This is a genomic window from Micromonospora sp. BS32 (assembly GCF_059089345.1).
In genome coordinates, this window is the sequence record NZ_JBSSHR010000016.1 from 44,237 (window position 1) to 62,160 (window position 17,924).

Here is a 17,924-nt window from a genome sequence, read left to right on the forward strand (position 1 = left end):
GATGTCAGGCCCGAGCCGAACCGGCCCCGGCGACGTACCGCTCGTAGCCGGACTCCTCGAGCTTGTCGGCCAGCTCCCGGCCGCCCTGCTCGACGATCCGGCCGGCGACGAAGACGTGCACGAAGTCCGGCTTGATGTAGCGCAGGATCCGCGTGTAGTGGGTGATCAGCAGCAGCCCGGTGTCGCCGGTGTCGCGGACCCGGTTCACGCCCTCGCTGACCACGCGCAGCGCGTCGACGTCGAGGCCGGAGTCGGTCTCGTCGAGGATGGCGATCTTCGGCTTGAGCAGCTCGAGCTGGACGATCTCGTGCCGCTTCTTCTCACCGCCGGAGAAGCCCTCGTTGACGTTGCGCTGGGCGAAGGCCGGGTCCATCTGCAGGCGCTCCATGGCGCCGCGCAGCTCGCCGCCCCAGGTGCGCAGCTTCGGCGCCTCGCCGTCGATGGCGGTCTTGGCGGTCCGCAGGAAGTTGGCCACCGAGACGCCGGGGATCTCGACCGGGTACTGCATGGCCAGGAAGAGACCGGCGCGGGCCCGCTCGTCGACGGACATGGCCAGCACGTCCTCGCCGTCGAGGGTCACCGAACCACCGGTGATCTCGTACTTGGGGTGACCGGCGATCGAGTACGCCAGGGTGGACTTGCCGGAGCCGTTCGGGCCCATGATCGCGTGGGTCTCGCCGGACTTCACGGTCAGGTCGACACCGGCCAGGATCGGCTTGAGCTCACCCTCGGGCAGCTTGACCGACACCTTCAGGTCGCGGATCTCCAGGGTGCTCATTATCGGGTCACTCCATTGCTCGGCGTCAGGCTGACGTAGATGTCGCCGTCGCGGACTTCGACGGGATAGACGGGTACGGGTTCGGTGGCGGGCAGCCCGGTGGGCGCACCCGTCCGCAGGTCGAAACGGGATCCGTGCAGCCAACATTCCAGCGTGCACCCCTCGACCTCGCCCTCGGAGAGGGCGACCGCGGCGTGCGAGCACTCGTCGTAGGCGGCGTAGAACGCACCGTCCTCGCCGTGCACCAGCGCCAGCGGGGTGCCGTCGACCTCGGCCCGGATCACGGTGCCCTTCGGCACGTCCTCGGTCGAGCAGATCCGGATCATCAGGCGCCCGCCTTGGCCAGCCGGGCCTCGATCGCGTCCCCCAGGCGATCGCGCAGCGACTCGACCGGGATCTTGTTGATCAGCTCGGCGAAGAAGCCCCGCACCACCAGGCGACGGGCCTCGCCCTCCGGGATGCCCCGGGCCATCAGGTAGAACAACTGCTCGTCGTCGAAGCGGCCGGTCGCGCTGGCGTGGCCGGCGCCGGCGATCTCGCCGGTCTCGATCTCCAGGTTGGGCACGGAGTCGGCCCGGGCCCCGTCGGAGAGCAGCAGGTTCCGGTTGATCTCGTACGTGTCGGTGCCGGTCGCCTCGGCGCGGATCAACACGTCGCCCACCCAGACGGTGTGCGCGTCGTCGCCCTGCAGGGCGCCCCGGTAGCCGACGTAGCTGCGGCAGTCCGGCGTGTTGTGGTCGACCAGCTGGCGGTGCTCCAGGTGCTGGCCGCCGTCGGCGAAGTAGACGCCGTACAGCTCGGCCTCGCCGCCCCGGCCGGTGTACTCCACCGAGGTGTACTGCCGGACCAGGTCGCCGCCGAGGCTGACCTGGATGTGCACCACCTTGGCGTCCCGGCCCAGCTTGACCTTGAGATGCTGGGCCTGCACCCCGTCGGCGGCCCAGTCGGCGACGGTGACCAGGGTCAGCTTCGCGCCGTCGGCCACCGACACCTCGACGTTGTCGGCCAGGGTGGCCGAACCGACGTGCTCCAGCACCAGGGTCACCTCGGCGAACCGGCCCACCTCGACGAAGGTGTGCCCGAAGGACAGCCCCTCGGCGCCGTCGCCGACCACCCGCAGGCTCACCGGCGCCGACACCACGGCGTCCCGGGCGACCTCCACCAGCAGCGCGTCACCGGCCCCGCCGTACGCCAGGGCGCTGACCCGGTCGACGGGGGTGAGCACGCTGCCCACCCGCGGGTCGTCCTTCGCGATCCGGGAGACGGTGACCTCGGAGGGCAGATCGCCGTACTCGTGGCGGACCGTGCCGGTGGCGGCCTGCGCCCCACCGACCAACCCGCGCAGCCGCTTGAGCGGGGTGAAGCGCCACTCCTCCTCGAGGCCGGTGAGGGCCGGGAAGTCGGCGACGTCGTACGAGCGGAGCGCCTGCGTCTTGGTGCTGGGCGGCGCGGAAGCCTGGGTAGTCATCTCTTCCTTGGTCTGTTCTGCGACGACGGTGTCATTGATCGGAGGGCGGGCCGGGCCGGTCGCGGCCCGGCCCAACGGGTCGAGGCCGCGGTCGGGGCCGCGCGAGGCCGGGCGGGGTCAGCCGACCGCGCCCTCCATCTGGAGCTCGATCAGGCGGTTGAGCTCCAGGGCGTACTCCATCGGGAGCTCCTTGGCGATCGGCTCGATGAAGCCGCGCACGATCATCGCCATCGCCTCGTCCTCGCTGAGACCGCGGCTCATCAGGTAGAAGAGCTGGTCGTCGCTGATCTTGGAGACGGTCGCCTCGTGCCCCATCGACACGTCGTCCTCGCGGATGTCGACGTACGGGTAGGTGTCCGAGCGGGAGATGGTGTCGACCAGCAGCGCGTCGCACTTGACGGTGCTCCGGCTGTGGTGCGAACCCTCCAGCACCTGGACCAGGCCGCGGTACGAGGTGCGGCCGCCGCCCCGGGCGATCGACTTCGAGATGATGGTGGAGGAGGTGTGCGGCGCCGCGTGCACCATCTTGGCGCCGGCGTCCTGGTGCTGGCCCTCGCCGGCCATGGCCACCGAGAGCACCTCGCCCTTGGCGTGCGCGCCGGTCATGTAGACCGCCGGGTACTTCATGGTGACCTTGGAGCCGATGTTGCCGTCGACCCACTCCATGGTCGCGCCCTCGTGGCAGACGGCGCGCTTGGTGACCAGGTTGTAGACGTTGTTCGACCAGTTCTGGATGGTCGTGTAGCGGCAGCGCGCGTTCTTCTTGACGATGATCTCCACGACCGCGCTGTGCAGCGAGTCGGAGGAGTAGAGCGGCGCGGTGCAGCCCTCGACGTAGTGCACGTAGGCGCCCTCGTCGACGATGATCAGGGTCCGCTCGAACTGGCCCATGTTCTCCGTGTTGATCCGGAAGTAGGCCTGCAGCGGAATCTCCACGTGCACGCCCTTCGGCACGTAGATGAACGAGCCGCCGGACCACACGGAGGTGTTCAGCGCGGCGAACTTGTTGTCGCCGACCGGGATCACCGTGCCGAAGTACTCCTTGAAGACGTCCTCGTGCTCCTTGAGGGCGGTGTCGGTGTCCAGGAAGAGGACACCCTGCTCCTCCAGGTCCTCGCGGATCTTGTGGTAGACCACCTCGGACTCGTACTGCGCCGCGACACCGGCGACCAACCGCTGCTTCTCCGCCTCCGGGATGCCCAGCCGGTCGTAGGTGTTCTTGATCTCCTCCGGCAGGTCCTCCCAGCTGGTGGCCTGCTTCTCGGTGGAGCGCACGAAGTACTTGATGTTGTCGAAGTCGATCCCGGTGAGGTCGGCGCCCCAGGCCGGCATCGGCTTACGGCCGAACAGCCGCAGGCCCTTCAGGCGCAGGTCGAGCATCCAGGCCGGCTCGTTCTTCTTCGCCGAGATGTCCCGCACCACCGCCTCGTTGATGCCGCGCTGGGCAGCGGCCCCGGCGACGTCGGAGTCGGCCCAGCCGTACTCGTAGCGACCGAGAGCGGCGAGCTGCTCTTCCTGGGTCAGGGGCTGGACGATCTGCTCGGTCATCTATCTGTCCTCACAGTGGTGACGGTGTTACCGGACTGGGCGCGCGGCTGGGCCGGGATGTGCGTGGTGCACACCCCGTCGCCGTGCGCGATGGTGGCCAGGCGCTGCACATGCGTGCCGACCAGACGGGAGATGACCGCCGTCTCGGCCTCGCACAGCTGGGGGAACTCGGCGGCCACGTGCGCCACCGGGCAGTGGTGCTGACAGAGCTGGCCGCCGGAGGCGATCGTGGACGCGTTGGCAGCGTAACCCTCGGCGGTGAGCGCCCCCGCGAGCGCCTCGGCCCGGGCGAGCGGGTCGTCCCCGGCGTCCTCCATGGCGGCCCGGCAGCGGGCCTCCAGGGCGGCCACCTGGTCGGCCGCGAACGCGTCGACCGCGTCGGATCCGCCGCTGCGCGCGATCCAGCGCAGCGCGGCGGTGGCCATGTTGTCGTAGTGGTGCGTGCCGCAGCGGACCCGGGCCGCGTCGGTCAGCAGGAACACCTTGGCCGGGCGGCCCCGGCCGCGGCTGCCCCGGACGACCTGCTCCCGGGCGACCACGTCGCCGTCGGCGAGCATCGCGTCGAGGTGCCGGCGGATCGCGGCCGGGCTGAGCCCGAGCGCCGAGCCGAGCTGGGCGGCGGTGGTCGCCCCCTGCTCCAGCAGGAGCTGGGTGACCCGGTCCCGGGTGGAAAGATCGGTGGACGCGGCCTGCGACAACTCCAGCTCGGCGCGTCTGACGCCGCGCCGCGACCTGGAGCCGCCGGCGACCAGGGAGGTCGTCGGCTGCTGCCCGGAGAGCGCCGCCGCGTTTTTCACAACGCCAACGTTACGTAAATCGCGCGGAGGCCGCAAACCCGGGTCCCGGTGATCCCGCACACCGGTCCGGCGGAGTCACCCGATCGCGCAGCACTACGGTGCGTAGGATTCGCTCCGTGATGCGATCCACCCGGTTCCCGGTCTCCACCGCCCTGCTGCGCCGCCTCGCGTACGCCTCCATCGTGGCGAACGTCGGCATCGTCGTGACCGGCGGGGCGGTCCGCCTCACCGCCTCCGGCCTGGGCTGCCCGACCTGGCCCCGGTGCACCGACGCCTCGTACACCACCACCGCCGAGATGGGCGTGCACGGGGTGATCGAGTTCGGCAACCGCCTGCTCACCTTCGCCGTCGGGATCATCGCGCTGGCCACCGTGCTCGCGGTGCTGGCCCACCGGCCTCGCCGCAAGGGGCTGCTGGGGCTGGCGGTGGCGGTGTTCCTCGGCATCCCGGCGCAGGCGGTCATCGGCGGGATCACCGTGCTGACCAACCTGAACCCGTGGGTGGTCGGGCTGCACTTCCTCGCCTCGATGGCGGTGATCGCGGCCGCGTACGCGCTCTGGCGGCGGATCAAGGACCCCGACGGCCCGGCGGTGGCCGTGGTACCCGGCCCGCTGCGCACCCTGGCGCTGCTCACCACGGTGGTCAGCGTGGCGGTCCTGGTGATCGGCACCTGGGTGACCGGCAGCGGCCCGCACGCCGGCGACCAGGGCGCGGCCCGCAACGGCCTGGACCCGGAGTCGATCTCCCAGGTGCATGCCGACGGGGTGTTCCTACTGATCGGGCTCTCGGTCGCGCTGGTCTTCGCCTTCCAGGCGGTCGGCGCGACCCGGGCCACCCGGGCCGCCGTGGTGCTGGTCGCGGTGGAGCTCTCCCAGGGGCTGATCGGCTTCGTGCAGTACTTCACCCACCTGCCGGCGTTGCTGGTCGCCGCGCACATGCTCGGCTCCTGCCTGGTCCTGCTGGCCACCCTCGCGGTCCTCTGGTCGACCCGCGAACGCCGCCCGGTCGCCCCGGCCCCGGCGGCGACACCCGCCCCGGACCCGGTCACCGCTGCGGCCTGACACCCCCCGCAAGGCCGCCTGTGCGCGACACCCACCCCGCGAGGTCGTGCTTGAACGCGGAAGTAGTGGCCTCCCTGAATCAGGGAGGCCACTACTTCGTGGATACAGCGTGATCTTGAATTGGCCACGCCCGATCCGACGCCGCGAGGCGCGGCGCGGCGGTCAGGGCGTGCGGCGGGACAGGTGGGTGAGGACCGCCTCGGCGAGGCGGTCGGGGGCACCGTCGGCGTACCCGAGGAACAGCGAGGGCTCGGTGAGCTCCAGCTCGACCAGCACGGGGGTGCCGTCCGGGCCCGGGATCAGGTCGACCCGGGCGTAGAGCAGCCGCTGCGTGCCGCCGGGCACGGCCGCGAGGACGCGCTCGGCGACGGCCAGCTGTTCGGGTGTCGCCGTGCGGGCGGTGATCTCCTCGGGCTTGTAGAGCCCATCGACGCCCAGGTCCGGACCATCCAGCATCGCGCCCTTGCGGATCGCGTGGCTGTACGCCAGGCCGTCCGGCCCGGCCAGGAAGAGCAGGGCCGTCTCCCCCGCCGTGTCGACGGCGCTCAGGTACGGCTGGACCATGGTGACCCGGCCGGCGTCCACGAGCCGGCGCACGTGCGCCACGGCCAGCTCGCGGTGTTCCGGGTCGGCCAGGTCGTACCGGCCGGTGTCCTGGCTGCCGGCGCTGACCGCCGGCTTGATCACGTACTCGCCGTGCACCGCGGGTGGGTCCCAGGGGCCGCCGCCGGGCAGCACCCAGGAGGTCTCGACCGTGGGCACCCCGGCGCCGGAGAGCTCGCCCAGGTACCGCTTGTCGGTGTTCCAGGCGACCACGTCGGCGGGGTTGACCAGGGCCGGGACGGTGCGCGCCCAGGCGACGAACTCCTCACGCCGCAGCGCGTAGTCCCAGGGCGAGCGGAGCACGACCAGGTCGTACCCGGCCCAGTCGACGGCCGGGTCGTCCCAGACCGCGATGTCGGCGTGGACGCCGCGGTCGGCGAGGGGGGCGAGCACGAGCCGGTCGTCCGGGTCGAGGTCGGCGAGCCGGTCACAGGTGACGAGAGCGACCCGGGGTTTCCCCCGGGTCGGCTGCTGGTGGTGGTGGATCAATTTATGTGTCAGCGGGCCATCGTGCGCCGGGCCATCGACCGCCAGAGGTCGTTGCTCGGACGCATCTGGTCCATGAGTTCACGCTCCCAGGCGTTCTCGACGGTGACTCCCGCCTTCGCGCATGCCTGCCGGGCGACGACGGTGTCGTCGGCGAACTGGTCCGCCCACACCCCGTCCTCGCCGACGAGGACGATCCGCGCGCCGCGCTTGCCGACGTACTCGATGACCGCCTTCGCGCCGCCGTGGCCGGCGGCGAACGACTTGATGCCGGTGACCAGGCCGTTGGGGGCCTGCTCGGTGGTCTGTTCAGTCGTCAGCGTCGTATCGGAACCTTCTGCCATGACGCGAAGCCTAAGCAGACAACCACCCGTAGGTGCGAGAACCATGAACCTTTTGTGATGCCAATTACCTACAGGTTTAAGGAGGACCACAGGTGGATTGCCCGGACGTGTCGGAAAAGTAACCCCAAACCGGGCGGGCAGCTACGCCCCGATGTGTCCGACTTGAGGCAGTCGCCAGGGTCCGAAAAACGACTCGGGAAATGTACCTTCGCCGACCTGTGAACAGGCCTGACGGGCCGTCAGATCAGCGCGTCGAGAGCGACCGCGGCGAACAGAATGGTCAGGTAGGTGGTCGACCAGTGGAACAGCCGCATCGGCTTGACCGCCTCGCCCCGGACCACCCGGCGGCAGAGCCGGTGCGCCTCGACCAGGAAGATGGCGCCGACCGCCAGAGTAGGCACGCCGTAGATCGCGCTCATCCCCATCGGCCAGAGGGCCAGGGAGGTCAGCACGGTGAGCCAGGCGAAGATCAGGATCTCGGCGTTGACCCGGCGCGGGGAGGCGACCACCGGGAGCATCGGGATGCCGGCCCGCGCGTAGTCGTCCTTGTACTTCATGGCCAGCGGGTAGAAGTGCGGCATCTGCCAGAAGAAGACCACCGCGAAGAGCGCCCACGCCTGCGGGGCCAGCGACCCGGTGACCGCGGCCCAGCCGATCAGCACCGGCGCCGCCCCGCACGCCCCACCCCAGAAGGTGTTGGCGGTGGTGGTGCGCTTGAGCCAGAGCGTGTAGACGAGGTCGTAGTAGGCGATCGCGGCCAGGGTCAGCGCCGTGGCGAGCAGGTTGGTGAACGTCGCCATCAGCACGGTCGAGACCGCCGCGAGCACCAGCCCGAAGATCAGCGCACTGCGCGGCGAGACGGTGTGCGCCGGCAGCGGGCGGCGCTTGGTGCGTCGCATCAACTGGTCGATGTCCCGGTCGATGTAGCAGTTGATGACGCTGGCCGCGCCGGCGGCGAGCGAGCCGCCCACCAGCACCACGGCCACCAGCCAGAGCGACGGCACACCCCCGTCGGCGAGCATCATCGCCGGCACCGTGGTGACCAGCAGCAACTCGACGATGCGGGGCTTGGTCAGGGCGACGTACGACGCGACCACCCCCCGGAGGTTCCGGCGGGGCGACTCCCCGGCCACCGTGCGCACCGGCGGCTGCCCGGCAGAGTTGCTGACGGGGCGCTCGGTGATCATGCTCACGGATTGCCACCTTCCGGCGTCGGCAGGGGAGATCGGGTCGGCCGGGCCCGGAAACGGGGTCCAGACACCGCCCCACACACTACGCGCCGTCGTTTTGGCTGCCCGGTCGACCCGACAACGGTGCGGGCCGTCACACCCCGCCCGCCTGGGACGTCGCCGGCCGCCCCCCTGAACGCCCCCATGCGGGTCGACACGTACGTAACAGCGTGCACAGATCCCCGGGCGGACGTTTAGGACGGCTCGATAGGGTCATCAGTGAGGGTTCCGCCCATCTGCCGAGGAGCACAACCATCGTGGCTGCCAACCCACCCGAGCACCCCGCTCTCAACTGGTCCGACCTCGACCGTCGGGCCGTCGACACCGTCCGCGTGCTGGCCATGGACGCCGTGGAGAAATCCGGCAACGGCCACCCGGGCACCGCGATGAGCCTCGCGCCCGCGGCGTACCTGCTCTTCAACAAGGTCATGCGGCACAACCCGGCCGACCCGAACTGGCCCGGCCGGGACCGGTTCGTGCTCTCCGCCGGGCACTCCAGCCTGACCCTCTACATCCAGCTCTTCCTCTCCGGCTACCCGCTCGGCCTGGACGACCTGAAGGCGCTGCGGCAGTGGGGCTCTCTCACCCCCGGTCACCCTGAGCACGGGCACACCCCGGGCGTCGAGACCACCACCGGCCCCCTCGGCCAGGGCCTGGGCAACGCGGTCGGCATGGCCATGGCCGCCCGTCGCGAGCGCGGTCTCTTCGACCCGGAGGCCGAGCCGGGCGCCTCGGTCTTCGACCACGACATCTGGTGCATCGTCTCCGACGGCGACATCGAGGAGGGCATCTCCCACGAGGCCAGCTCCCTCGCCGGGCACCAGCAGCTGGGCAACCTCTGCGTGATCTACGACGACAACGAGATCTCGATCGAGGACGACACCCGGATCGCCAAGAGCGAGGACGTGGCGGCCCGCTACGAGGCGTACGGCTGGCACGTGCAGACCGTCGACTGGCGGACCGGCGACGCCGACCAGGGCGACTACCACGAGGACGCCGAGGTGCTCCACGCGGCGCTGCTGGCCGCCAAGGCGGAGACCGGCCGTCCCTCCTTCATCGCCCTGCGCACCATCATCGGCTGGCCCGCCCCCAACAAGCAGAACACCGGCAAGATCCACGGCTCGGCGCTCGGCGCCGACGAGGTGGCCGCCACCAAGCAGATCCTCGGCTTCGACCCGGCCCAGAGCTTCGAGATCTCCGACGAGGTGCTCGACCACGCCCGTCAGGTGCTCGGCCGCGGCGAGGCCGCGCAGCAGGAATGGACCACCGCGTACGACGCCTGGGCGAAGGCAAACCCGGAGCGCAAGGCGCTCTACGACCGGATGGCCCGCCGGGTGCTGCCGCAGGGCTGGACCGACGCGCTGCCGACCTTCCCCGCCGACGCCAAGGGTGTCGCCACCCGGGCCGCCTCCGGCAAGGTCCTGGAGGCGCTCGCCCCGGTGCTGCCCGAGCTCTGGGGCGGCTCGGCCGACCTGGCCGAGAGCAACAACACCACCATGAAGGGCGAGCCGTCGTTCATCCCGGCGTCGCACGCCACCAAGGACTTCCCGGGCCACGAGTACGGCCGCACCCTGCATTTCGGCATCCGTGAGCACGGCATGGGCGCCATCCTCAACGGCATCGCCCTGCACGGCGGCACCCGCCCGTACGGCGGTACCTTCCTGGTGTTCAGCGACTACATGCGCCCGTCCGTCCGGCTCGCCGCGCTGATGAAGCTGCCGGTGACCTACGTCTGGACGCACGACTCGATCGGCCTCGGCGAGGACGGCCCGACCCACCAGCCGGTGGAGCACCTGACCGCGCTGCGGGCCATCCCCGGCCTGGACGTGGTCCGCCCGGCCGACGCCAACGAGACCGTCTGGGCCTGGCGGCAGGCGCTGGAGCACACCGACCGGCCGACCGCACTGGCGCTCAGCCGGCAGCCGCTGCCGACCCTGGACCGGGAGAAGCTGGGCAGCGCCGAGGGCGTCGCCAAGGGCGGCTACGTGCTGGCCGAGGCGTCCAACGGCAAGCCGCAGGTGATCATCGTGGGCACCGGCTCCGAGGTGCAGCTCTGCCTCACCGCCCGGGAGCGGCTGGAGGCCGACGGGACCCCCACCCGGGTCGTCTCGATGCCCTGCCAGGAGTGGTTCTACGAGCAGGACGAGGCGTACCGGGAGTCGGTCCTGCCGCGCGGGGTAAAGGCACGGGTGAGCGTGGAGGCGGGCATCGCCATGTCCTGGCGCGGGATCGTCGGCGACAGCGGCGAGAGCGTGAGCCTGGAGCACTACGGCGCGAGCGCCCCGCACACCGTGCTGTTCGAGCAGTTCGGGTTCACCCCCGACCGGATCGTGGCCGCCGCGCACGCGGCGCTGACCCGGGTGGGCGACATCACCGGTTTCACGACCGGCAACTGAGGGGAGCGTGAACGGCATGACGGACAGGCTGGGTGAGCTCAGCGCCGCGGGTGTGGCGATCTGGCTCGACGATCTTTCTCGGGTACGACTGAGTTCCGGCGGGCTGGACCAGCTCCGCCGGGAGAAGCACCTGGTCGGGGTGACGTCCAACCCGACCATCTTCGCCAAGGCGCTGAGTGACGCGGACGAGTACAACTGGCAGCTCAAGGACCTCGCCACCCGTGGCCTGGAGGTCGAAGAGGCGGTTCGCCTGCTGACCACGTACGACGTGCGGTGGGCCTGCGACGTGATGCGGCCGGCGTACGACGCGAGCGCCGGGGTCGACGGCCGGGTCTCCATCGAGGTGGACCCGCGGCTGGCCCACGAGACGGAGAAGACGGTCGCCGAGGCCAAGGGGTTGTGGTGGCTGATCGACCGTCCCAACCTCTTCATCAAGATCCCGGCCACCGAGGCGGGCCTGCCGGCGATCACCGCCACCCTGGCCGAGGGGATCAGCGTCAACGTCACCCTGATCTTCGGCCTGGACCGCTACTCCGCGGTGATGGAGGCGTTCCTCGCCGGCCTGGAGCAGGCGAAGGCGAACGGGCACGACCTGTCCACCATCGGCTCGGTGGCGTCGTTCTTCGTCTCCCGCGTCGACACCGAGGTCGACAAGCGATTGGAGAAGATCGGCTCCGACGAGGCCAAGGCGCTGCGCGGCAAGGCCGCGGTCGCCAACGCCCGGCTGGCGTACGAGCGCTACGGCGAGGTCTTCTCCTCCGACCGGTGGCAGGCCCTCGCCGACGCCGGCGCGCACCCGCAGCGGCCGCTGTGGGCGTCCACCTCGACCAAGAACCCGGACTACCGGGATGTGATCTACGTCGAGGAGCTGATCGCCCCGGGCACGGTCAACACCATGCCCGAGTCGGTGATCCACGCGTTCGCCGACCACGGCGAGATTCGCGGCGGAGACACCGTCACCGGGGCGTACGACGCGGCCCGGAAGGTCTTCACCGACCTGGAGCGGGTCGGCGTGGACATGTCCGACGTGATCGCCACCCTGGAGCGGGAGGGCGTGGAGAAGTTCGCGGCCAGCTGGCTGGAGCTGCTCGACGGGGTGAAGAAGTCGCTGGCGGAGGCGGCCAAGGGAGCCGGCGCGCCGAACAAGGCCGCCAAGGGCAGCGCGAAGGCCGCCCAGCAGGCCGGGGGCAACGCGTGACCAATGGCGTCGGACGCGCCGCGGGGTTCCGCCCCGCGGCGCTTCCCGCCGTCGTCGCGGGGCTGACGACGTGAGCGAGCCGACGGCCGGCCCGGAGGCCGCCGCCGGACTGGCGGTGCGGGGCGCGGACGCGGTCGACCGGTCCGCGCCCGCCTCGGTACGCGAGGCGCTGGTCGCCCGGGACGTACCGGAGCGGCTGGCCCGCCGGGACCCGACGCTCTGGGGCCCGGAGGCCGAGGCCGAGGCGAAGGTCCGCCTCGGCTGGCTGGACACCCACCGCCGCAGCCGCGAACTGCTCCCCCAGCTCGCCGAGCTGGCGGCGGAACTGGAAGACCTGGACCACGTGGTGCTCGCCGGGATGGGCGGCTCGTCGCTCGCCGCGGAGACCATCACCCGGAGCCTGGGCCGCCCGCTGACCGTGCTGGACACCACCGACCCGGGCCGGATCCGGGCGGCGCTGGCCGACCGGCTGGAACGCACCGTGGTCGTGGTGGCCGGCAAATCCGGCACGACGGTGGAGACCGACAGCCACCGGCGGGCGTACTGGCAGGCGTTCCTGGACGCCGGCATGACCGAGGCCGAGGCGGCCCGGCACTTCGTGGTGGTGACCGACCCGGGCTCCCCGCTGGAGGCCACCGCCAACGAGATGGGCGTGGTGGTCGTCCCGGCCGACCCCGAGGTGGGCGGGCGGTACGCGGCGCTGACCGCGTTCGGTCTGGTCCCCGCGGCCCTGGCCGGGGTAGGCGTGATCGAGCTGCTCGACGACGCCGAGGCGTTAGCCGCCTCGCTGGACCGGGACCGGGACAATCCCGCCCTGGCGCTCGGCGCGGCCCTCGCCGCGGCGGCCACCACCGGGCGCGCCACGGTCGCCCTGGTCGGCGACGGCACCGGCCTGGACGGCCTGGGCGACTGGGCGGAGCAGCTGCTCGCCGAGTCCACCGGCAAGGCCGGCGCCGGCATCCTGCCGGTGGTCGTCGAGTCGCCGTCGGCCCCCGGCGCGACCGGCCCCGGCGTGCTGACGGTGAGCCACGGCGGCGCGCTGGCCGCCGGGGACATCCCCGGCGCCGGCGTCGCGCCGGACCTGGCCGTGAACGGCCCCCTCGGCGCGCACTTCCTGGCCTGGGAGTACGCCACCGCGGTCGCCTCGGTGGTGCTTGGCGTCAACCCGTTCGACCAGCCGGACGTCGCCGCGAGCAAGCAGCACACCGCGCGGATCCTCGAGCGGGGCGAGCCGGCGGGGGCGCCGTCGTCCACCGACGGCCCGGTCGAGGTGTACGCCCCGGCCGGCTTCCCCACCGACCTGGACGGCGCGCTGCGCCGGCTGGTCGACGAGGTGGACGACGAGGGCTACCTGGCCGTCACGGCCTACCTGGATCCGGTGGCGGACGCCGACGCGGCGCGGCTGCGGGCGGCGCTCGCGGCGGTGACCGGGCGGCCGGTCACCTTCGGGTGGGGGCCACGGTTCCTCCACTCGACCGGCCAGTTCCACAAGGGCGGCCCGCCGGTGGGCAGCTTCCTTCAGCTGACCGGCGCGGTGGACGTTGATCTGCCGGTGCCGGGCCGCCCGTACTCCTTCGGACAGCTGCAGGCGGCGCAGGCCGCCGGTGACCGGCAGGCGCTGGTCGACCGGGGCCGGCCGGTGCTGCGGCTGCACCTGACAGACCGGCCGACCGCCCTGGCCCGGCTGCTGGATGCGATCGGACGGTGGCCGGCGTGAGAATGGATGACATGCACCAGACGGAGCGAGGAGGCGGCGTGAACCCGCTGCGCGACGTACAGGACCGGCGACTGCCGCGGATCCCGGAGCCGTGCGCTCTGGTGATCTTCGGGGTGACCGGTGACCTGGCGCGCAAGAAGTTGCTGCCGGCGGTCTACGACCTGGCCAACCGCGGGCTGCTGCCGCCCGGATTCGTGGTGCTCGGCTTCGCCCGCCGGGACTGGGCCGCCGGCGACTTCGAGTCGCTGGCCCACGAGGCGGCCAAGAAGCACGCCCGTACCCCCTGGCGGGAGGAGGTGTGGTCGCGGCTGGCCGGCAACATCAAGTTCGTCGGCGGCTCCTTCGACGACGACGCCGCGTTCGACCACCTCGCCGCCACCCTCGACGAACTGCGCGACACCCACGGCATCCACGGCAACGCCGCGTTCTACTTCTCCATCCCCCCGGCGGCGTTCCCCGTGGTGCTCAAGCAGCTGGCCCGTACCGGGATGGCCGACAACGCCAAGTCCGGCGGCTGGCGCCGGGTGGTGGTCGAGAAGCCGTTCGGCAACGACCTGCCCTCGGCCAAGGAGCTCAACGACCTGGTCGACGACGTGTTCACCCGCCAGGACGTCTTCCGCATCGACCACTACCTGGGCAAGGAGACGGTCCAGAACATCCTGGCCCTGCGGTTCGCCAACAACCTGTTCGAGCCGCTGTGGAACTCCAAGTACGTCGACTCGGTGCAGATCACCATGGCCGAGGACGTCGGCATCGGCACCCGGGCCAGCTTCTACGACTCGGTCGGCACCGCCCGCGACGTGCTCCAGAACCACCTGCTCCAGCTGCTCGCCCTGGTCGCGATGGAGGAGCCGACCAGCTTCGACGCCGACGAGATCCGGGCCGAGAAGCTGAAGGTGCTCAAGGCGATCACCCTGCCGAAGGACGTCGGCAAGGGCACCGTGCGCGGGCAGTACCTGCCCGGCTGGGTGGGCGGCGAGCGGGCGGTCGGCTACCTGGAGGAGGAGGGCGTCCCGGAGGACTCCACCACCGAGACGTACGTCGCCGTCGAGCTGGGCATCCAGAACCGCCGGTGGGCGGGGGTGCCGTTCTACATCCGCGCCGGCAAGCGGCTGCCCCGCCGGGTGACCGAGGTCGCGATCATGTTCAAGAAGGCCCCGCACCTGCCGTTCAACGCGGCCGACATGGAATCGCTGGGCCCCAACCAGCTGGTCATCCGGGTGCAGCCCGACGAGGGCGTGGTGCTGAAGTTCGGCTCCAAGGTCCCCGGCACGACGATGGAGGTCCGCGACATCGCGATGGACTTCCAGTACGGCGAGGCGTTCACCGAGTCCAGCCCCGAGGCGTACGAGCGGCTGGTGCTGGACGTGCTGATCGGCGACCGGACGCTCTTCCCGGACGCCGCCGAGGTGGAGCAGAGCTGGCAGGTGGTGGACCCGCTGGAGCACGCCTGGGAGGGCACGAAGCCGGAGCCGTACCGGGCCGGCGAGTGGGGGCCGCGCGCGGCCGACGAGATGCTGGCCCGCGAGGGTCGGGCGTGGCGGCGGGCGTGACCAAGCGCAGCGAGCGAACCAGGAGGCTCCATTGATCGGGCTGTGGGACACCACCGGCAACGAGGTGGTCAAGGCGCTCGCCGCCGAGCGGCGCAGCGCGGGCGGGGTGGCCAGCGGCATGGCGCTCACGCTGATCGTGGTGGTGGACGAGAAGCGGGTCAGGGAGGCGGAGGCGGCGGCCACCATCGCCGCGGCCGCCCATCCGTGCCGGCTGCTGGTCGTCGTCCGCACCGACGTCGAGCGGGAACGCAACCGGCTGGACGCCGAGATCGTCGTCGGCGGCCGGCTCGGCCCCTGCGAGGCGGTGGTGACCCGGATGTACGGGCGGCTCGCCCTGCACGCCGAGTCCGTGGTGATGCCGCTGCTGGTACCGGACGTGCCGGTGGTCACCTGGTGGCACGGCGAACCGCCGACGGAGATCTCCACCGACTTCCTCGGCGTGGTCGCCGACCGGCGGATCACCGACACCGCGCAGGCGGCCGACCCGATCGAGGCGCTGCGCCAGCGGGCCCGGGACTACGCCCCCGGCGACACCGACCTGGCCTGGACCCGGATCACCCCGTGGCGCACCCTGGTCGCGGGGGCCTTCGACACCACCGAGGCCCGGGTCACCGAGGCCACCGTGGTGGCGCCGCCCAGCGACCCGACGGCGGCGCTGATGCGCGGCTGGCTCGCCGCCCGGCTCGGCATCGACCCGCAGTTGCAGCCCACCGACGAGTTCCCCCGGATGCGCGAGGTGCAGCTGCGCTGCGCCAACGGCGACGAGCTGACGCTGACCCGCAGCGAGAACATGGCCAACTTCCGGCGTACCGGCCAGGAGGACCGGCTGCTGCCGCTGGTGCGCCGTCCGCTCGGCGACGAGCTGGCCGAGGAGCTGCGCCGGCTCGACGCCGACCAGGTCTACGCGGAGGCGCTGGGCGCGGCGGCCGGGCTGCACGGCCTCGAGCAGCGTCCCGCGCACCGGGTGCACGTCTGGAAGGACCCGGCCACCGCGCAGCGGGCCGAGGCCGGGGTCACCGCCCACGCCGGCACCAGCGCCACCCCCTGACCGCCATCCGCGGGCGGGCCACGGTCCGCCCGCGGTACCGGTCGAGGGCCACGTCGGCTGGGCCGTCGGCCCCCGGCACGAACACCGACCGCGACGGCGGTCGCAGAAACGAAGGCACAACGAATGAGTGAGGCGAGTGTCGCCGTCCACGCCGATGCCGACCTGCTGGCGCAGGCGGTGGCGGCCCGGCTGGTGGTGAAGCTGCTCGACGCGCAGGCCGACCGGGGTCAGGCCTCGGTGGTGCTGACCGGCGGGCGGATCGCCGCGGCGGTGTACCGGGCGGTGGCCGCGCTGCCGGCCCGCGACGCGGTCGACTGGTCCCGGGTGGACGTCTGGTGGGGCGACGAGCGTTTCCTGCCGGCCGGCGATCCGGAGCGCAACGAGACCCAGGCGCGGGCGGCCCTGCTGGACGCCGTGCCGCTGGACCCGGCCCGGGTGCACCCGATGCCGCCCTCGGACGGGCCGGCCGGCGCCGACCCGGAGGCGGCCGCCGCCGCGTACGCCGAGGAGCTGGCCCGGGCCGCGCGGCCCGGGCACGCCGCGCTCCCCCACTTCGACGTCCTGATGCTGGGCGTCGGCGAGGACGGGCACGTGGCGTCGGTCTTCCCCGAGCACCCGGTGCACCACGACAACCGGCCGGTCAGCGCGGTCCGGGGCAGCCCGAAGCCGCCGCCGCTGCGTACCACGCTCACCCTGCCCACGATCAACACGGCCGAGGAGGTCTGGCTGGTCGCCAGCGGGGCCGACAAGGCCCGGGCGGTCGGGATGGCGCTGGCCGGGGCCGGCTCGGTGCAGCTGCCGGCGGCCGGCGCGCGGGGCGTCTCGCGTACCCTCTGGCTGCTGGACCGGCCGGCGGCGGCCAACGTGCCGCCCCGGCTGCGCAGCCTGCGCTGAGTCGACGACGCGGAGCCCCGGTCCCCGGTGGGACCGGGGCTCCGGCGCGTCAGTCCCGGCCCCGGCGTCGCCGCAGGGCGGCGAGCGCCTCGGCGAGGATCGCCTCCCCCTCCGCGGGGCTGCGCCGCTCCTTCACGTACGCCAGGTGCGTCTTGTACGGCTCGGGGCGGACCCGGCCGGGTGGGTTCTCCGCGTCCCGGCCGGCGGGCAGGCCGCAGCGGGGGCAGTCCCACAGCGGGGGCTCCTCCGCCTGCACCGCCACTCTGATCTCGGTGGTGTGGTCGTTGCGGCACCAGTAGGTCACCACGCGGCACGGGGCGGGCTCGTACCGTTCGGGGAAGCGTTCCGGGGACGATCCGACCCGGGAACCACGGATCACGTTGCCACTGGACACGGCTGCTCGCTCCTGTCCGTCGGAGGGGACCACCACCCGGAGGGGGATGGGCGGCGGCGACGCGGTGCAGCGGGACGAAAAGACCTGCGCGCGGCCCGTCGGGTGACGGACCGCGCGCAGATTGTACGACTAAGCGAAGCCGTTCAGGAGCCGCTGCTGAGCTGGAGCCGCAGCCAGAGGCCGAGCCCGACGATGCAGGCGAACCAGACGATGCTCACCAGGACGGTGTAGCGGTCCAGGTTCTTCTCGGCCACCGACGAACCCGCCAGGCTGGAGCTGACGCCGCCGCCGAACATGCTCGACAGCCCACCGCCCTTACCGCGGTGCAGCAGGATGAGCATGGTGAGCAGGATGCTCGTGATGACCAGCAACACGATCAACGTGTATGCGAACCAGATCGGCATGGCTGG

General features: G+C 72.0%; 17 protein-coding genes. 7 read left to right on the plus strand and 10 right to left on the minus strand.

Translation table 11 applies throughout. The annotated features are described in order from the left end of the window. Positions 1–4 precede the first annotated feature (4 nt). From sufC to AC5RWQ_RS22190, 5 genes are all read right to left on the minus strand, one after another. Positions 5–778, minus strand: a complete 774-nt coding sequence (gene sufC / locus AC5RWQ_RS22170) for a Fe-S cluster assembly ATPase SufC (RefSeq protein ID WP_494284602.1) — start codon at positions 776–778, stop codon at positions 5–7. Then, a complete protein-coding gene (locus tag AC5RWQ_RS22175; RefSeq protein WP_494284603.1) occupies positions 778–1,104 on the minus strand; it encodes a non-heme iron oxygenase ferredoxin subunit in 327 nt (108 codons plus the stop codon). The genes sufC and AC5RWQ_RS22175 overlap by 1 nt, the downstream gene beginning before the upstream one ends. After that, entirely contained in the window at positions 1,104–2,246 is a 1,143-nt protein-coding gene (sufD, locus tag AC5RWQ_RS22180) for a Fe-S cluster assembly protein SufD (protein ID WP_494284604.1), read from the minus strand. Before sufD ends, AC5RWQ_RS22175 begins: the two co-directional genes overlap by 1 nt. Positions 2,247–2,363: 117 nt before the next feature. Then, positions 2,364–3,794, minus strand: coding sequence for a Fe-S cluster assembly protein SufB (sufB, locus tag AC5RWQ_RS22185; protein ID WP_494284605.1), 1,431 nt, complete (start codon positions 3,792–3,794; stop codon positions 2,364–2,366). Next, positions 3,791–4,498: a helix-turn-helix transcriptional regulator gene (locus tag AC5RWQ_RS22190; RefSeq protein ID WP_494284677.1), complete on the minus strand. Its 708-nt coding sequence runs from the start codon at positions 4,496–4,498 to the stop codon at positions 3,791–3,793. Before AC5RWQ_RS22190 ends, sufB begins: the two co-directional genes overlap by 4 nt. A gap of 191 nt (positions 4,499–4,689) precedes the next feature. Between AC5RWQ_RS22190 and AC5RWQ_RS22195 the strand changes: the two genes are divergently transcribed. Beyond that, positions 4,690–5,652: a COX15/CtaA family protein gene (locus AC5RWQ_RS22195; RefSeq protein ID WP_494284606.1), complete on the plus strand. Its 963-nt coding sequence runs from the start codon at positions 4,690–4,692 to the stop codon at positions 5,650–5,652. Positions 5,653–5,814: 162 nt separating this feature from the next. On the opposite strand, the gene AC5RWQ_RS22200 is transcribed toward AC5RWQ_RS22195, so the two are convergent. The 3 genes from AC5RWQ_RS22200 to AC5RWQ_RS22210 all read right to left on the minus strand — a co-directional run bounded on the left by AC5RWQ_RS22200 (position 5,815) and on the right by AC5RWQ_RS22210 (position 8,278). Next, the gene (locus tag AC5RWQ_RS22200; RefSeq protein WP_494284607.1) at positions 5,815–6,744 is read right to left on the minus strand and encodes an ATP-grasp domain-containing protein; all 930 of its coding nucleotides are present in this window, start codon (positions 6,742–6,744) and stop codon (positions 5,815–5,817) included. An 8-nt stretch (positions 6,745–6,752) separates the two neighbouring features. Continuing rightward, the gene (locus tag AC5RWQ_RS22205) at positions 6,753–7,085 is read right to left on the minus strand and encodes a hypothetical protein (protein WP_494284608.1); all 333 of its coding nucleotides are present in this window, start codon (positions 7,083–7,085) and stop codon (positions 6,753–6,755) included. Positions 7,086–7,324: 239 nt separating this feature from the next. Further along, positions 7,325–8,278, minus strand: coding sequence for a heme o synthase (locus tag AC5RWQ_RS22210; protein WP_494284609.1), 954 nt, complete (start codon positions 8,276–8,278; stop codon positions 7,325–7,327). A gap of 293 nt (positions 8,279–8,571) precedes the next feature. Between AC5RWQ_RS22210 and tkt the strand changes: the two genes are divergently transcribed. The 6 genes from tkt (at position 8,572) to pgl (ending at position 17,120) form a co-directional block, all read left to right on the plus strand. Beyond that, complete coding sequence (tkt, locus tag AC5RWQ_RS22215) at positions 8,572–10,710, plus strand: transketolase (RefSeq protein ID WP_494284610.1); 2,139 nt, start codon at positions 8,572–8,574, stop codon at positions 10,708–10,710. 16 nt (positions 10,711–10,726) lie between these two features. Continuing rightward, on the plus strand, positions 10,727–11,908 hold the full coding sequence (gene tal / locus AC5RWQ_RS22220; RefSeq protein ID WP_494284611.1) for a transaldolase: 1,182 nt from the start codon (positions 10,727–10,729) through the stop codon (positions 11,906–11,908). A 70-nt stretch (positions 11,909–11,978) separates the two neighbouring features. Next, a complete protein-coding gene (locus tag AC5RWQ_RS22225) occupies positions 11,979–13,625 on the plus strand; it encodes a phosphoglucose isomerase-related protein (RefSeq protein ID WP_494284612.1) in 1,647 nt (548 codons plus the stop codon). A gap of 11 nt (positions 13,626–13,636) precedes the next feature. Then, on the plus strand, positions 13,637–15,178 hold the full coding sequence (gene zwf, locus AC5RWQ_RS22230) for a glucose-6-phosphate dehydrogenase (RefSeq protein WP_494284613.1): 1,542 nt from the start codon (positions 13,637–13,639) through the stop codon (positions 15,176–15,178). Between the two features lie 31 nt (positions 15,179–15,209). After that, a complete protein-coding gene (locus AC5RWQ_RS22235) occupies positions 15,210–16,226 on the plus strand; it encodes a glucose-6-phosphate dehydrogenase assembly protein OpcA (protein ID WP_494284614.1) in 1,017 nt (338 codons plus the stop codon). 123 nt (positions 16,227–16,349) lie between these two features. Beyond that, entirely contained in the window at positions 16,350–17,120 is a 771-nt protein-coding gene (pgl, locus tag AC5RWQ_RS22240; RefSeq protein ID WP_494284615.1) for a 6-phosphogluconolactonase, read from the plus strand. A 49-nt stretch (positions 17,121–17,169) separates the two neighbouring features. Here the strand turns inward: pgl and AC5RWQ_RS22245 are convergent, their stop codons facing one another. Both AC5RWQ_RS22245 and secG read right to left on the minus strand, forming a co-directional pair. Then, positions 17,170–17,514 carry an RNA polymerase-binding protein RbpA gene (locus AC5RWQ_RS22245; RefSeq protein WP_494284616.1) on the minus strand — a complete coding sequence of 115 codons (345 nt, stop codon included), beginning with the start codon at positions 17,512–17,514 and terminating at the stop codon, positions 17,170–17,172. A 143-nt stretch (positions 17,515–17,657) separates the two neighbouring features. Further along, complete coding sequence (gene secG / locus AC5RWQ_RS22250) at positions 17,658–17,918, minus strand: preprotein translocase subunit SecG (protein ID WP_334486026.1); 261 nt, start codon at positions 17,916–17,918, stop codon at positions 17,658–17,660. Positions 17,919–17,924: the final 6 nt, after the last annotated feature.

Excerpts from the sequence above, each read along its gene's own strand:
- sufC (WP_494284602.1), bottom strand. The coding sequence starts at position 778 with ATGAGCACCCTGGAGATCCGCGACCTGAAGGTGTCGGTCAAGCTGCCC.
- AC5RWQ_RS22175 (WP_494284603.1), bottom strand. The coding sequence starts at position 1,104 with ATGATCCGGATCTGCTCGACCGAGGACGTGCCGAAGGGCACCGTGATC.
- sufD (WP_494284604.1), bottom strand. The coding sequence starts at position 2,246 with ATGACTACCCAGGCTTCCGCGCCGCCCAGCACCAAGACGCAGGCGCTC.
- sufB (WP_494284605.1), bottom strand. The coding sequence starts at position 3,794 with ATGACCGAGCAGATCGTCCAGCCCCTGACCCAGGAAGAGCAGCTCGCC.
- AC5RWQ_RS22205 (WP_494284608.1), bottom strand. The coding sequence starts at position 7,085 with ATGGCAGAAGGTTCCGATACGACGCTGACGACTGAACAGACCACCGAG.
- tal (WP_494284611.1), top strand. The coding sequence starts at position 10,727 with ATGACGGACAGGCTGGGTGAGCTCAGCGCCGCGGGTGTGGCGATCTGG.
- zwf (WP_494284613.1), top strand. The coding sequence starts at position 13,637 with ATGCACCAGACGGAGCGAGGAGGCGGCGTGAACCCGCTGCGCGACGTA.
- pgl (WP_494284615.1), top strand. The coding sequence starts at position 16,350 with ATGAGTGAGGCGAGTGTCGCCGTCCACGCCGATGCCGACCTGCTGGCG.
- secG (WP_334486026.1), bottom strand. The coding sequence starts at position 17,918 with ATGCCGATCTGGTTCGCATACACGTTGATCGTGTTGCTGGTCATCACG.